Source organism: Thalassospira sp. CA1 (genome assembly GCF_059052855.1).
In genome coordinates this window covers 129,968-144,748 of record NZ_JBZCIA010000008.1, presented here as the reverse complement: position 1 = coordinate 144,748, position 14,781 = coordinate 129,968, and the positions used below count along the sequence as shown (strand labels likewise).

Sequence of the window (14,781 nt, the reverse complement as noted above, 5' to 3'; positions counted from 1 at the left end):
ATTGAAATTCGCCGGAAAATGCGGCGCTATCGCCTGTCAGACGCACTTTGGGGTTGTGCGGATATGACGGGCCGGTTGGCGTGTGCACGGCCCGGACCAGACCGATAGGTGCTTTTGTGGCCCAAAGAGAATTCAAAAGGAAAAAGAGCGTCCGTAAAGGCGCGACAGGTTCCAAAAAGCCGAAAAAGCGCGTCAGCAGTTCGGGCAAGAAAGGCGGCAGTCTTTTTGCCCGCCTGGGCGATATGATTCCCGGGCCCGAAGCCATTGCCAAATTCATCGTGCTCGGCTCGATCTGGGTCATGGTTCTGGGCGGCGGGGTTGTTGCCTATTACGGCTATGGTCTGCCCGACAAGGTCAGCTTTGATGTCGCCAGTGAACGCAAACCGTCCATCCGTGTGATCAGTATTGATGGCCAAAACCTCGCGGCCTATGGCAACCGCTATGGCAACCCGGTCGAGGTCCGCAACCTTCCCGACTATGTCGGTCAGGCGTTTGTTTCCATCGAAGACCGCCGGTTTTATGACCATTTCGGGATTGATATTGTCGGCATCACGCGTGCTGCCTGGACCAACCTGACCGCCGGCCGCATTGCCGAGGGCGGCAGCACCATCACCCAGCAGCTGGCCAAAAACCTGTTCCTGTCACCGGAACGCTCCTTTGGCCGCAAGATCGAAGAAGTGCTTCTGGCCCTCTGGCTGGAATTCAAATTCGATAAGCAACAAATCCTCTCGCTTTACCTCAACCGCATCTATTTCGGATCGGGCGTCTATGGCATTGATGCCGCTGCGCGCCATTATTTCGGCACCGACCCGCGGCGTCTGAACCTGTATGAAGCCGCCGTTCTGGCTGGCCTGCCCAAGGCACCAAGTCGCTATAACCCGATGGTCGATCCCAAACTTGCGGCCGATCGCGCCAATGTCGTGCTGGAAGCCATGGCATCGACCGGTGCGCTGACCAAGGCACGCGCCGAACGGGCCAAACAGACCCGGGTGCGCACCGCACGTGCTGCACAGGCAGGGCCGGGTGTGCGCTATTTCACCGATTGGGTGCTTGATCGTGTGAAAGATTATGTCGGCTATGTCGATCAGGATCTTCTGGTTTATACCACGCTTGATTCCCGTCTTCAGGCCATCGCCGAAGAAAACCTTCTGCGTGCGCTCGCCAGTAACGGGGCCAAGGAACACCATGTCGGTCAGGCCGCCCTTCTGGCGATGACCCCCGATGGGGCCGTGCGTGCCATGGTCGGTGGTCGTGACTACTACGAAAGCCAGTATAACCGTGTGACACAGGCCCGCCGTCAGCCGGGCTCGGTGTTTAAGCTGTTTGTCTATCTCGCCGGGCTTGAAAACGGCTTTGGCTCGAACGACTGGATGCGTGACGGGCCGATTGTCATTGATGGCTGGGAGCCGCGCAACTTCGATCGCAAGCACCACGGTACCATGTCGATCCGCGATGCGGTGGCAACCTCGAACAACTCGATCGCGGTCCAGCTCTCGCTTGAAGTCGGCCTCGACAAGGTCATTCAGAAGGCGCGTGACATGGGCGTCTCGTCGGAACTCAAACCGGAACCAAGCCTGGCCCTTGGCACCAGCGAAGTCTCGATGCTCGAGCTCACCGGTGCCTATGCGATTGTTGCCAATGGCGGCTTTGCCGTCTTCCCGCACGCGGTCAGCAAGATCACCGGCAAGGGTGGCGAAGTGCTGTATGAACGCTCTGATGACTTCCCGGTCCGCCTGATGAACCCGCTGCATGCCGGGGAAATGAACAACATGCTGGCCGCCGTGGTGTCCAAGGGCACAGGGCGCAACGCCATCATCGACCGCCCGTCGGCGGGCAAGACCGGCACGACATCGGATTACCGCGATGCCTGGTTCATCGGCTACAGCTCCGATCTTGTGGCGGGTATCTGGATGGGCAATGACGATGGCAGCCCGATGGATGAACAGGTCACCGGCGGTGCCCTTCCGGCCGCCCTCTGGCGCGACTTCATGCTGCACGCCCACCAAAACATCCCGGTCCGATCGCTTGGCAAGGCCGCACTCGCGCGGTCTAAAAAGATCGGCGAAGACGACAGCTGGCGCGACTTCACCGCCGGCTACAGTTCAGGCAACACCAAGCAGTAAGGCACCTCAAGTGTCTTTGACGAAATCACAGGCGGCCTTAAGGCCGCCTGTTTTCGTTCAAGCCCTTTGCCCACTCCGTCCCGTCCCATCCCATCTCATCCGTCATTCCCGCGAAGGCGGGAATCCACGGTGGTTGCAACGCTGCATGGATTCCGGGTCTACGCTCCGCTTCGCCCGGAATGACGTTGCCGAATAATTCGTGTGCACGTCACTATTAACGAGGTTCGAATATGGGTGAATATGCTCAACGTGGCTGAGTAATTCAGGACATTCGTAAACTGCCTGTATTCCCTGTGGATGGTTCACAAAAAAGACCGGCATCGATAAACGAGCCGGTCTTCAAGTTTAGCTTGCTACCAAAATATATCTTTCCCCGTTTCTACGGGTAAGGAGTTGTTCCGCTTCAATCGGACGCACACAACATGTTGGTGTTAACCCACACTGAAAAGTTTCTAAACTATTAACAAACTGTAGTTGATGTGAGTAGCCTGTCACCTGGAACCGAGCTTTTCTGCGGCTCCCGGACCGATTCAGAGAAGATTAACAAATTGTTTAGTAGCTTCGATCTTAACAACGGATCTCACTGAATAATCTTTGATGCTAGATGTTGTTTGAAAATTACTGTCAACCACAAAGATTAGTGGACTGTTGTGAAGTACGAGCTTTAAAATATTAGTCGAGAAGCAAAAAGCGAGAGCTGCTCTAACAACCCTCGCTTCAAGTGTTTCTTGTTGACCCACTTAGACAATGGCAAGACAACAAGTAAACTTCCATCTACAAATTTACTTGTAGCAGGGTTGGGATGCAACCCAATTTCTAAGCCAATCTGGTTTGTTGTCTCTTGTTGTTGTCGTAGATTGAAAGGCTATGGATAGTATTTGCGTCGCGATAACAACGGATTAGACGTAATTCACAAGATAACTCAAATTGCTTACTTCGTGATCATGGTAGTTATTGCACTGCTGGGTCTCTAGTTGGTAGGCACGAGTGAACCTAAGGCAGCGTCCCGTCTCCATGACGGGGCGCTGCAACTCTATTACGAAAAAGGCGATAGATTTATTCTTCCTTATTTCCGCTAAAACCACAAAAAAAGACCGGCATCGATAAACGAGCCGGTCTTCAAGTTGGCTTGCTATGACCACATCAGGGGAGATGTGGCCGGGAGTTTCTCACCTGTCAGAACCCCGTTGGTGCAGCATCGGGTTGGGAGACATTCTACTGCGGGGTACCAACTGACGGTGCGGGGTGGCGCGTCGTCATGGTGAGATCAGGCTGCAGCAGCCTGATCTGTGAGCGCTTCGAGGAAGTCCAGGCATTCCTCGATCTGCGAAATTTCAATGAACTCGTTGGGTTTGTGGGCCTGCTCGATGCTGCCGGGGCCGCAAATGATCGACGGGATGTTGCCCTGTTTTTCAAACACCCCACCTTCCGAGCCATATGACACCTTGCCGGAAATCTCCGGGATGATGTTGCTGACATAGGAAAAAGCTTCCGCATCCGTGCAATCACCCATGCCCGGATAGGAAAAGATTTTCTCGAATGTGAACCCGGTGTCGTCTGCCTTGGCCTTCATCTCTGCATCAAGGGTGTCCATGATGGTGTTTTGCAGATCGGCAATCACCGCTTCGGCGTCATGGTCGGGCAGATGGCGAATTTCAAAGGTAAACTCGCAATATTCCGGGGTGACGTTGGTCGCCGTACCACCACTGATCGTGGTCGTCAGCATCGTGCTGTGCGGCACGGTGAAGTCTGCATCAAACGGGCCGTTTTCTTCAAATTCACGGGCCTTGTCGGCAATCAGGTTGATCGCGCGTGCGCCATATTCGATGGCATTGACGTGATCAGGCGCAAACGAGCTGTGTCCTGCCGTGCCCGTCACGCCAACCCGCATGGAATATTTGCCTTTCTGGCCGTTAATCACCTTCATGTTGGTCGGCTCGCCAATCACCGCCAGACGCGGTGGCGTGTCCATTTTCGCCAGATGATCGACCATTGATCCAACACCGATACAGCCGACTTCCTCGTCATAGGACAGGCAAAGATGAAACGGGATTTCAAGGTCGCGTTTGACCAGTTCCGGGATCATCGCCAGCGCACAGGCCGAAAAGCCTTTCATGTCGGCTGAACCGCGACCAAACAGCTTGCCATCGCGTTCGGTCAGCTCAAATGCTGGGCTGACCCAGGTGGTCTCAAGGGCGGGGACCACATCGGTATGACCCGAAAGCGCAATACCCGGCACCCCTTTGGGGCCGATGGTCGCCAGAAGGTTGGCCTTCTGCCCGGTTTCATCGTGGAACAGTGTCGACTCAATGCCGTATTCCGCCAGATAGTCACGGACGAAATGGATCAGACCGAGATTGGAGTTTTTGCTCGTCGTGTCGAACGCCACCAGTTTGCCAAGCAGATCGATGGCATGATGAAGGCGGGACATGTTTGGTTTGGACATTTTTATCTTCTTGTTACTCGGTTTAATGCGCAGATGCTTTGGTGGCATCGCGATTGTCGCGCCATTTCTTCCATTCGCGGCGAATGGTCAGAATGACGAACAGAACGGTCAGGGCAAAGAAGCCCCATGAAATCCATGACTGGAAGAAGACACCAAGATCACCGCGCGAAATCGCAAGCGACCGGCGCATATTGTCTTCAAACATCGGGCCAAGGATAAAGGCGATCAGGAACGGGGCCGCCGGGATGTTGAGCAACATCATGGCAAAGCCGACCACACCCATCACCAGAAGGACGGTGACATCAAACGGGCTCGCCCCGATGGAATAGATGCCATAAACGCACAGGATCAGAATGCAGGGCAAAAGCAGCGTCTGGGGAATGCGCGAAATCTTGGTAAAGGCACCGGCTGTTGCCTTGCCAGCGACAAACAGGAAGACCGAACTAAACAGGATGCCGATAAACAGCGCATAGACATCGCCCAGATTGTTCTGGAACAGAAGCGGGCCGGGGGTCAGGCCATGGATCATGAACGCACCCAGCATCACACCGGTAATCACGTCCCCTGGCACACCAAGGGCCAGAAGCGGGATCATGGTCGCCCCGCATGCACCGTTATTGGCAGATTCGGACGCGGCAATGCCTTCGATCTCGCCTTCGCCGAACTTGTCGCCATTTTTCGAGGTCCGGCGCGCTTCGCTATAGGAAAAGAACGCCGCGGTCGACGGGCCGATGCCCGGAATTGCGCCCAGGATCACGCCAATGATCGACCCGCGACAGATCGATTTGATCGATCCGCGAAACTCGGCAAGGGTCAGGCGGTTATCGCCCAGTTTCATCGCCGCCGCATTATCTTCCGGGCGGAACACAATCATCTTGATCAGTTCCGGCAGGGCAAACAGACCGATCAGAACCGGCACCATGCCAAGACCCGATTTCATGTCTTCGGAAAGCGCAAATCGGAACGATCCGTACATGTCTTCGCCAACGGTTGCCAAAAGCAAGCCAAGGCAGGCCGAAATGATACCCAGAACCAGCGACCGGCCCGAAATACTCGCCACAATGGTCAGCGAAAACGCCATCAGCATAAAGAATTCCGGCGGACCAACACGCAGTGCAAATGTCGCCAGCGGGATGGCGAGGAAGAACAGCGAAATGTTGGAAATGAAATCGCCGATGCAGCTTGAAATCAACGCCATGTTCAGCGCCTTGCCACCCTTGCCGGCGCGTGCCAGCGGATAGCCGTCAAGCACCGTGCAGGCGGCCGATGCGGTCCCCGGCGTCTTGATCAGGATGGCCGAGATTGATCCGCCGTAAGTTGAGCCTTTATACAGCGCAACCAGCAGCAAAATGCTCGTAACCGGCGACAGATAGAACGTAAACGGAAGTGCCAGGGTGACAGCCATGGTCCCGGTCATGCCCGGGATCGCGCCAATGATCACGCCGCCCCAGATCCCGGCAAACATCGCCAGGAAATTCGGTAACGTTGCCACCTCCTGAAAGGCGTAAAGCAATTCATTCCACATAACGATGAACTCTCAATCAGATCAGGGTGGTCAGGTGGGAAATGTTCGCCGACAACAGCTTGCCCTTGGGGAAGGGCGTATGCGTGACTTCGGTAAACAGCAGATACAAAAGAACCGGGAAAATGACCGCAAGGCCGATCATCCAGAACTTGCGTTCGAAATTGCCCGTCATGATGAACAGCACGCCAAGCAACAAAACCGTCGCCGGGACAAACCCGATCAGTGGCATGCCATACACAAAGGCGGCAAACACGAACAGGATACCGGCAAAACGCACCAGATGGGTCTTGTTGCCAAGGATGCGGTTGCCAAATCCTTCGACCCGGTCACGGCTGGCTTCACGCATTTTCGGGAATGCCAGAACAAGCGCAAGAACCCCCATCACCAGCCCGATCACCGCGACCACGCGCGGCCACATGTCAGGTGGCGGGGCAAAGCCCGGAATGAAAGACGGAACCTTCACATAGATCGGGATCAGAACGAACAGGATGACGGCAAAGAACACCGTTGCCACCAGTCCGGCATAGAAATCACGATTTTGGTTCATGGTTCCGTCTCGCATCAAAAGTCTGAACTAAACGATGTTGGTAGGGTCAGGGCCTAACGCTTACTGGATGTAGCCGAACTTCTTGGCCATGCCGTTATAAAGCTCGAACTGGCTTTTGACGTAGGCAGCCGGATCTTCATCGCCGATGATCGAGGTCGAACCACGCTTCTCGGCAAGGTCAAGCCACTGCTCATCGGTCGCAACCTGACCAAGGATCTCGGTCCATTTGGCAACGACGTCTTCCGGAAGGCCTTTGGGCGCATACAGCCCGCTCCAGCCGCCAACCTGACCGGCCTGGGCATAACCCAGTTCTTTTGCGGTCGGAACATCCGGCAGGGATGCCATGCGTTTCGGCGAATAGACCATCAGCGGACGCATTTTACCGGCTTCGATGTGGGGCATCAGCGAACCAGCAGCAATTGCAAGGAAATCAACGTGACCGCCAAGCAGGGCAGCGGCCAAAGCAGAGCCGCCTTTATATGGCACGAGGGTGGATGCGGTCAGCGGGTCAAGACCAACGTCAGACAGCAATGCCTGAACCGTAAAGCCGTCAATCGCGGTGGGGCCGGATGCGGCATAGGTGGTGGCACCGTTGCTGTCTTTGATTTTGGCAATCAGCTCGTCGATGGTCTGGATGTCGGAATTGGCGTTAACAGCCAAAATCATCGGGGTTGCTTCAAGCATGCCAAGGAAGGTGTAGGCATCCCAGCCAACCGGGCTGTCGGTATACACGGCCGGATAAAGCGCCATGCCGACACGCGACAGAAGAAGGGTATAGCCATCCGGGTCGGCTTCGGAAACGAAGCGCGCGCCATTCATGCCGCCATTGCCGGTCTTGTTGACCACAACAACCGGCTGGCCGCCGGTATAGTTGCTTGCGGTTTCTGCCAGCGCACGGGCGGCCAGGTCAGATGCACCGCCGGCACCATAAGGTGCGACCAGCGTAATGGCTTTTTCAGGATAGGCGTCTGCCTGCGCGGTCGAAATCATGGATGTGGTTGCAAGGATTGCGGCAGCGATCCCGGCTGCTTTCTTAAGCTTGTGAAACATTTTCATGTCTCCCTGGGTGGTGGTGGCAGAATTGCCGAAGCTCAGACTGGTTTTCACTCTGTCTTTTGTTTTTGTGCCTTCTTGCATAGACAAACTATAACCGGTGACGCAAAAAATTAATTCCAGTATAACTAATTTACATACTGAACGGCGTTCTGTGGTCGAAATCCGGATTTGGGGAAGCACGATGAAACTGCGCGAACTCGAAAGCTTCAATGCCTTTATGACCCACGGTTCTGTGACGGGCGCGGCCCAGGCGATGAATATCTCGCAACCGATGGTCAGCCGGCTGTTGAACAATTTTGAAAAATCGGTCGGGTTTGAATTGTTTACCCGCAAACGCAACCAGCTGATCGCGACGTCCGAGGCCCAGCAGTTTCATGCAACCGTGTTGCGATCACTCAATGCCTTTCGCGAGGTCGAAACCCAGGCGCGTGCGATTGCCAATGATCAGTTGGGTGCGATCCGCATCGCCGCCCAGCCGATCTATGTTGATACCTATCTGCTTGATGTTGTTGCGAAGTTCAAACAGGCCCATCCCAAGGTTTCGATCAGTATTACCGATACGGGCCTCGAAGGGATGCTCGACATGATTGCCACCCGGCAGTGCGATCTTGGCATCGGCATTACCCTTGATCTTCAGGACCCGGATGTGGTGATCACCCCACTTGCGCAATCGCGTGCCGTCTGTCTGATGCCGGTCGATCACAGGCTGGCAAAGTTCGAAACCATCGATATCGATTTGCTGCGCGGCGAAGACTTTGTCGAACTATCCATTGGTTCGCCGCTCCGCACCAAGATCGACTATATTTTCCAGATTGCCGGCTGGCCGCGCAAAATCGCGGTCGAGGCCCGCACCATCCGCACGATCTCGCGCCTGGTCGAACGCAATGTCGGCATTTCGGTCAGTGACCCGTTCGCAGCCCTTCTGGTTGACACCAACAAGGTGGTCGCCCGCACCCTGACCCCGACCATCGAATGGGATGTGGCCCTGTTTACCGCGTCACGTGAACTGAGTGCGGTGGAAAAACGGTTTCTCGCATTCCTGCGCGCTGAATTGCCAAATCTGCGCGCCAGCGGCTGTATTGTATGAGGATTTGATTTGGCCCTATTTGGGGCGATACTCCGGAATCGGCCTATTATTCACTGAATTTGAATAATGACCCTGATTATTCATTATTTCCGGTCAAAGGCCAGCTTGGCAGCAAGGCCTAAAAAGATACAGCCGGTGGCGATCTGAAAGGCGCGCGCAATCTTCTCTGATCGCGACAGAACCTGGCCAATTTTCCCGGCAAAACTGCCGACCAGACAATTGATAATCGTCCCGCCGATATTCAAAATCAGCCCGAAAATCAGGAACTGCAACAACACCGACCCGCGCGACGCATCAACAAACTGCGGAATAAACGCCAGCACAAAGACAATGATCTTGGGATTCAATAGGTTAACGACAATCCCGTCGCGCCAGGCAGTAAAGGCGCTGGAACGCTTGGTTTGTGCGGGTTTCAGGCGCTGATCCGTCCTTCGAAACGCGCCAATCGCCAACCACACCAGATAGGCAATCCCCGCCCAGCGCAGCACATCAAGTGCGACCGGATGCGCCGCGACAAGCGCCGCCAGTCCAAGCCCGGCAAGCATGGTATGGATCAACGCGCCTGTAGCAATCCCGAAGCTTGCCGCATTGCCCGCCATCGGCCCGGATTTGATCCCCTGTCCCAGACAAAACAGCATGTCATTGCCCGGCGTCATGTTCAGCGCCAGGGCAGTGGGAATGAAAATCGCAAGGGTTTCCAACGGGATCAGCAAGGGGTATGTCCTTTGGGAATAAATGTGAGGGTTCCTCACATTTCAATATTTACGCGCTTCCAGCACCGTAGCGATGAAGCGCCGCGCCATGTTTCTTGAGCCAGTGTTGCTGTTTTTTCGAGGGGCCATACAAATCATCGACCACAGCCCAGAAACGTGCGGAGTGATTAAGCTCCTGCAAATGCGCGACCTCGTGGGCGACGACGTAATCAAGCACATCTTCCGGCGCCAGCACCAACCGCCAGCTAAACGACAGATTGCCCGAGGATGAGCAGCTGCCCCAGCGCGTCCGGGTGTCTTTGAGCGAGATACGATTGACCTTTTTGTTGATCTGTTCGGCATAGGCATGGGCGCGCGGGGCGATTTCAAGTTTGGCCTGCTTCTTAAGGAAATCGGTCACCCGGCGGTTGGTATGTTCGGGCTGCCCGGAGACCCAGATCACGCCCGCCTCGACCCAGACTCCGCGTTTGGCATCGGGCACGGCACGGATGGCGTGGTCATGGCCCATAAAGGGAATCCACGCACCGGGCATGAATTGCACCCGTTCGGGCAGGCGTTGCATGTGGGCCGCCACCCAATCGCCATGCTGATGGAGCATCGAAATCGCCATTTTGCGCGAGACCCCGTTGGGTACGACGATTTCGACACCGTCAAATGCCGGATCAATGCGCAATTTGAGTCGCGTCGCGCGCGCACTTGGCCGCAATCGCACCGGCAGCGGGCCGATTTTGGGCATATCGATCTCGGTTTCTTCGGTATTCTTGAGCATTCGGCGCGGATTTTTCCAAAAGAGAGGCAAAAAGTGCGATCTTTTTGTGCCTTTTTCGGGCCAAGCCCATCTTGGGTCTTGCCCCCTAGTAGTGTTTTCCTATACTCCGCGCTCAAGGTCTAGGGGCGATTTGCGACATATGGGTTGCAGCCCCGACAGGACGCAGGCGTTAGGTGCCGCGCCCTGCATTACATCGGAAGAAGAAAGGCGTCACTCCCATGAGCGATCAGGTCAAAAAGGTCGTCCTTGCCTATTCAGGCGGTCTGGATACCTCCATCATCCTGAAATGGCTTCGCGAAGAATATAACTGCGAAGTCGTGACCTTCACCGCCGACCTCGGCCAGGGCGAAGAGCTGGAACCGGCCCGCAAAAAGGCAGAGATGTTCGGCGTCAAACAGATCTTCATCGACGATCTGCGCGAAGAATTCGTCCGCGACTTCGTCTTCCCGATGTTCCGCGCCAATGCCCTTTATGAAGGTGTTTACCTGCTCGGTACCTCGATCGCGCGTCCGCTGATTGCCAAGCGCCAGATCGAAATCGCCGAAGAAGTCGGTGCAGATGCCGTTTCCCACGGTGCGACCGGCAAAGGCAACGACCAGGTCCGTTTCGAACTGGGTTATTACGCGCTTAAGCCGAACGTCAAGGTCATCGCACCGTGGCGCGAATGGAAGCTGAACTCGCGTACTGCTTTGCTGAACTTTGCCCGCGAACACCAGATTCCGATTTCGGCTGACAAGCTTGGTGGCGATGAGCCGCCATATTCGACCGACGCGAACCTTCTGCACATTTCCTATGAAGGCAAGGCGCTGGAAGATCCGTGGGTCAAGCCGGACGAAAAAATGTTCGAGCGCACCGTTTCCCCGCAGAACGCACCCGATGCGATCACCACGATCGAGATCGAGTTCGAACAGGGCAACCCGGTTGCGATCAACGGCGAACGCATGAGCCCGGCCACTTTGCTGACCAAACTCAACGAAGTTGCCGGCAAGAACGGCATCGGTCGTCTGGATCTGGTCGAAAACCGTTATGTCGGCATGAAGTCGCGCGGTGTTTACGAAACCCCGGGCGGTACCATTCTGTCGGTTGCACACCGTGCGATGGAAAGCATCACCCTTGATCGTAACGCCGGTCACCTCAAGGACGAGCTGATGCCGCGTTATGCCGAGATGATCTATAACGGGTATTGGTGGTCGCCAGAACGTCAGGCCCTGCAGCGCCTGATCGACGAGACCCAGCGTACCGTGAACGGCGTTGTGCGCCTTGATCTGTACAAAGGTAACGTCACCGTCACCGGCCGCAAGTCGCCGAACTCGATCTACTCCGAAGAGCATGTCACGTTCGAGGCCGACACCGTTTACAACCAGCGCGATGCAGAAGGCTTTATTAAGCTGAATGCGCTTCGCCTGCGTCTTGGTTTTGACCGCGACGGCATGAAGTAAGTTTCCGCAAGCAATTGTGGAGCGGCAAGCGAGGGGCATTTTTGCCCCTCGTTTTCGTTTGAAAGCCAAGCTATAAGCGGGCTCTTAACCTGTTCAGATAATTATATCGGTCATGCAGCGCTATAAATGTACCGTCGAATATGATGGCCGCCCCTATCACGGCTGGCAGTATCAGGACGAAGTGATTTCGGTTCAGAAGGTCTTTGAGACTGCGATCGAAAAATTCGCCGGTGTATTCGTGCGCGTCTATGTGTCGGGCCGGACCGATGCCGGGGTGCATGCGCTGGGGCAGGTGGTGCATTTCGATCTGCCGAAATACTACCCGGCGGAAGCGGTGATGAATGCGATCAACCATCACCTCAAACCTGATCCGGTGGCGATCAAGGAATGCGAGGAAGTCACGGAAGACTTCCATGCGCGGTTTTCGTCAAAGAAACGCTATTACATGTATCGCATCATCAATCGCCGCGCCCCCCTGACCTTTGAGGCGGGGCTGGCCTGGGGTGTTTATAAGCCGCTTGATATTGATGCGATGAATGAAGCGGCCCAGCACCTGATCGGGACGTTTGATTTCACAAGCTTCCGGGCCAGTGAATGTCAGGCCAAAAGTCCGATCAAGACGCTGGAAAAGCTTGAAGTCACACGCGGGATCGAAAACCCGCTTGAAATCCGGGTCCACACCGAAAGCCGGTCTTTCCTGCATCATCAGGTGCGCAATATGGTTGGCACACTTGTTTTGGTCGGCAAGGGTGCCTGGAAGCCGATTGACGTTAAAGCGGCTCTTGAGGCCAAGGATCGCAGTGCCGGCGGCCCGACCGCGCCGGCCGACGGGCTTTATTTCGTCAAGGTCGATTACTGACACCCGATCAGATCGAGATCCGTTCAGCGTCTGAAATTAATTCAGCAGACGAATATTCAGCCTGACCTTTGCGCATTACCTGTGCGCATTTCATCCTTCCCGGACCTCGTTGTAGAAAAAGCGGCGCACAGGCGAAATTTTTTTCGGTTTTCTGTCTGCCACTCCCCATATGACGCTTATTGATATGGTTGTTCATCTTATGGGTAGGTGTTCACCTATCGGTAACGAACTGTAATTACACTATTAATTAATCTTTAGTTGCCTGACTCGCGTTCAGGTTGCGAAAAGTCTGTACGATAGTATTGCTCTATACTAAAGTTTAATTTATAGGATTGTATATCTTATATCTCTGCTGAACCAGGCGACCAAGACCCGGGAAGAAGCTGAACCGCCGATCTAGTTGCTAGAGGGGCTCGTCGGTGACCAACGATGAAATGAGAGTGAGTATGTCGAAAAGTTTGATTTTCAAGGTGGCTCTCGCCGCCGTTGCGATCCTGATTGCGGGCATCGCGCTTCTGGGCTTGCTGATCATGCAGCGCATCGATGACAAGGTGGCAAGTGACAGTCTTGAATCGCAGAAACTGAACCTTCGCGTAGCTGCGATGATTTTCAAGGATAATTATCCCGAATTTTCCATGAAAATCAGTGAGGATGGTGAAACCTCCGATCTCGTCATTCCCGAAATTCCGGATCTGTCATCACACGAAATGATTGACTCGATCGGGGCCGCCACCGGTCAGACGGCAACCGTGTTTGCCTTTGTCCCGGCGGAGCAGGACTTCGTGCGTGTTTCGACCAACATTATTAAGCCGGACGGCCAGCGTGCGGTTGGCACCATGCTGGGCAAGGGCAGTGCGGCCTATCAGCCGATCATGTCGGGCAACACGTTTCGGGGTGAGGCGCTTATTCTTGGCACGCAATATGTAACGCAGTATTCGCCGATCAAATCGCCGACCGGTGATACGCTTGGTATCCTGTATGTCGGGATCGAGAAGGCACAGGTTGCCGAAGTGGCGACAGAGATCGAACTGCGGATCGCGATTGTCGGTATTATCGTTGCCATCGCGTCGGCTGTGTTGCTGTTCCTGTTGCTGCGCTGGCAGCTTGGACCGCTGCGTGATCTTGGTCAGACGATTTCCCGATTTGTTGAACGTGACTTTTCCGAAGAAGTTTCGTTTACCGATCGCAAGGACGAGATTGGCGTGATTGCCAATGGTCTTGTGCGTTGGCGTGAAACGGCGGAAAAAATGGGTGAGGCCGAGGCCGCCCGGGTGGAAGCCGAAAAACGTGCCGAAAAGGAACGTTTGGAACAGCGCAACCGTCTGGCCCATGAACTTGAACAATCCATCGGTCAGATCGTTGCATCTGTACGCCAGTCGTCGACCGGCATGCAGAAATCGACCGAACTGATGCGTGAGTCGGCCAATCATTCCCTGACCCAAAGCCAACGTGTGTCCGAGGCCGCCAATGATTCGGCACAGAGCGTTCAAACGGTTGCAGCCGCGACCGAAGAACTTTCAGCCTCAATCAGTGGCATCGGTGATCAGGTCCGCGAATCAACAGCGATTGCCGAAACCGCCGTCGGTGAGGCATCGCGGGCCAACGAAATGGTTGGTGGTCTGGCCGAAGCAGCCGAGCGCATCGGTGAAGTTGTCAGCCTGATTAACGACATTGCGGCCCAGACCAACCTTCTGGCGCTCAACGCGACAATCGAGGCCGCCCGTGCTGGTGAAGCCGGCAAGGGCTTTGCGGTTGTGGCGCAAGAGGTCAAAAACCTTGCCAACCAGACCGCCAAGGCAACTGACGAAATCGCCCAGCAGATCGGGGCGATTCAGGGCGAGACCAGGGTCACGGTCGAGGCAATTGAAAAGGTCACGCATACGATTTCATCAATCAGCGAAATCGCATCAGGCATTTCATCGGCAGTGAGCGAACAGAACGCCGCCGTCAACGAAATCGCCAACAGTGCGACCAGTGCATCGTCCGGCTCGAGCGAGGTTGTCGCCAACATCAACGAGATTCACGAAGCTGCGGCTAGCAGTGGGGCTGCCGCCAGTGAACTTGATCAGAATGTTGGTGCGATGGCCAAGCAGATCGATAGCCTGCAAAAGACCGTGTCGAACTTCCTGTCGCAATTGCGCGCAGGATAGAACGTTTCCGTTCAAAGCGCGTCTTTTACGAACAGACTGACAAGGGTGTGTCGTGGCATGCCCTTGT

11 protein-coding genes are annotated in these 14,781 nt (G+C 55.1%); 5 read left to right on the top strand and 6 right to left on the bottom strand.

Going from position 1 to position 14,781, the window contains the following annotated elements:
- The first annotated feature begins 242 nt into the window (after positions 1-242).
- The gene (locus AC5Q5A_RS14490) at positions 243-2,123 is read left to right on the top strand and encodes a transglycosylase domain-containing protein (protein ID WP_493895712.1); all 1,881 of its coding nucleotides are present in this window, start codon (positions 243-245) and stop codon (positions 2,121-2,123) included.
- A gap of 1,267 nt (positions 2,124-3,390) precedes the next feature.
- On the opposite strand, the gene argE is transcribed toward AC5Q5A_RS14490, so the two are convergent.
- The 4 genes from argE to AC5Q5A_RS14470 are packed head-to-tail and all read right to left on the bottom strand — an operon-like array spanning position 3,391 to position 7,691.
- Positions 3,391-4,569, bottom strand: coding sequence for an acetylornithine deacetylase (argE, locus tag AC5Q5A_RS14485; RefSeq protein ID WP_493895711.1), 1,179 nt, complete (start codon positions 4,567-4,569; stop codon positions 3,391-3,393).
- 22 nt (positions 4,570-4,591) lie between these two features.
- On the bottom strand, positions 4,592-6,094 hold the full coding sequence (locus AC5Q5A_RS14480; RefSeq protein WP_493895710.1) for a tripartite tricarboxylate transporter permease: 1,503 nt from the start codon (positions 6,092-6,094) through the stop codon (positions 4,592-4,594).
- A 16-nt stretch (positions 6,095-6,110) separates the two neighbouring features.
- Complete coding sequence (locus tag AC5Q5A_RS14475; protein WP_493895709.1) at positions 6,111-6,641, bottom strand: tripartite tricarboxylate transporter TctB family protein; 531 nt, start codon at positions 6,639-6,641, stop codon at positions 6,111-6,113.
- 60 nt (positions 6,642-6,701) lie between these two features.
- Complete coding sequence (locus tag AC5Q5A_RS14470) at positions 6,702-7,691, bottom strand: Bug family tripartite tricarboxylate transporter substrate binding protein (protein ID WP_008889011.1); 990 nt, start codon at positions 7,689-7,691, stop codon at positions 6,702-6,704.
- Positions 7,692-7,878: 187 nt separating this feature from the next.
- Here AC5Q5A_RS14470 and AC5Q5A_RS14465 point away from each other — a divergent pair, with 187 nt between their 5' ends.
- Positions 7,879-8,784: a LysR family transcriptional regulator gene (locus AC5Q5A_RS14465; RefSeq protein ID WP_063085894.1), complete on the top strand. Its 906-nt coding sequence runs from the start codon at positions 7,879-7,881 to the stop codon at positions 8,782-8,784.
- Between the two features lie 83 nt (positions 8,785-8,867).
- Here AC5Q5A_RS14465 and AC5Q5A_RS14460 read toward each other — a convergent pair whose 3' ends face one another.
- Positions 8,868-9,497 (bottom strand): LysE family translocator, encoded by a 630-nt coding sequence (locus AC5Q5A_RS14460; protein ID WP_493895708.1) that lies wholly within the window; start codon positions 9,495-9,497, stop codon positions 8,868-8,870.
- Between the two features lie 49 nt (positions 9,498-9,546).
- The gene (locus AC5Q5A_RS14455) at positions 9,547-10,266 is read right to left on the bottom strand and encodes a M48 family metallopeptidase (RefSeq protein WP_063085888.1); all 720 of its coding nucleotides are present in this window, start codon (positions 10,264-10,266) and stop codon (positions 9,547-9,549) included.
- A 218-nt stretch (positions 10,267-10,484) separates the two neighbouring features.
- Here AC5Q5A_RS14455 and AC5Q5A_RS14450 point away from each other — a divergent pair, with 218 nt between their 5' ends.
- The 3 genes from AC5Q5A_RS14450 (at position 10,485) to AC5Q5A_RS14440 (ending at position 14,714) form a co-directional block, all read left to right on the top strand.
- Positions 10,485-11,705 carry an argininosuccinate synthase gene (locus AC5Q5A_RS14450; protein ID WP_493895707.1) on the top strand — a complete coding sequence of 407 codons (1,221 nt, stop codon included), beginning with the start codon at positions 10,485-10,487 and terminating at the stop codon, positions 11,703-11,705.
- Positions 11,706-11,817: 112 nt separating this feature from the next.
- The gene (gene truA / locus AC5Q5A_RS14445; RefSeq protein WP_493895706.1) at positions 11,818-12,564 is read left to right on the top strand and encodes a tRNA pseudouridine(38-40) synthase TruA; all 747 of its coding nucleotides are present in this window, start codon (positions 11,818-11,820) and stop codon (positions 12,562-12,564) included.
- A 446-nt stretch (positions 12,565-13,010) separates the two neighbouring features.
- The gene (locus tag AC5Q5A_RS14440; protein ID WP_493895705.1) at positions 13,011-14,714 is read left to right on the top strand and encodes a methyl-accepting chemotaxis protein; all 1,704 of its coding nucleotides are present in this window, start codon (positions 13,011-13,013) and stop codon (positions 14,712-14,714) included.
- Positions 14,715-14,781: the final 67 nt, after the last annotated feature.

What these genes read in the sequence shown, in the direction of transcription:
- argE (WP_493895711.1), bottom strand. Translation starts at nt 4,569, where the DNA reads ATGTCCAAACCAAACATGTCCCGCCTTCATCATGCCATCGATCTGCTT.
- AC5Q5A_RS14480 (WP_493895710.1), bottom strand. Translation starts at nt 6,094, where the DNA reads ATGTGGAATGAATTGCTTTACGCCTTTCAGGAGGTGGCAACGTTACCG.
- AC5Q5A_RS14455 (WP_063085888.1), bottom strand. Translation starts at nt 10,266, where the DNA reads ATGCTCAAGAATACCGAAGAAACCGAGATCGATATGCCCAAAATCGGC.
- AC5Q5A_RS14490 (WP_493895712.1), top strand. Translation starts at nt 243, where the DNA reads ATGATTCCCGGGCCCGAAGCCATTGCCAAATTCATCGTGCTCGGCTCG.
- AC5Q5A_RS14475 (WP_493895709.1), bottom strand. Translation starts at nt 6,641, where the DNA reads ATGAACCAAAATCGTGATTTCTATGCCGGACTGGTGGCAACGGTGTTC.
- AC5Q5A_RS14440 (WP_493895705.1), top strand. Translation starts at nt 13,011, where the DNA reads ATGTCGAAAAGTTTGATTTTCAAGGTGGCTCTCGCCGCCGTTGCGATC.
- AC5Q5A_RS14470 (WP_008889011.1), bottom strand. Translation starts at nt 7,691, where the DNA reads ATGTTTCACAAGCTTAAGAAAGCAGCCGGGATCGCTGCCGCAATCCTT.
- AC5Q5A_RS14450 (WP_493895707.1), top strand. Translation starts at nt 10,485, where the DNA reads ATGAGCGATCAGGTCAAAAAGGTCGTCCTTGCCTATTCAGGCGGTCTG.
- truA (WP_493895706.1), top strand. Translation starts at nt 11,818, where the DNA reads ATGCAGCGCTATAAATGTACCGTCGAATATGATGGCCGCCCCTATCAC.
- AC5Q5A_RS14465 (WP_063085894.1), top strand. Translation starts at nt 7,879, where the DNA reads ATGAAACTGCGCGAACTCGAAAGCTTCAATGCCTTTATGACCCACGGT.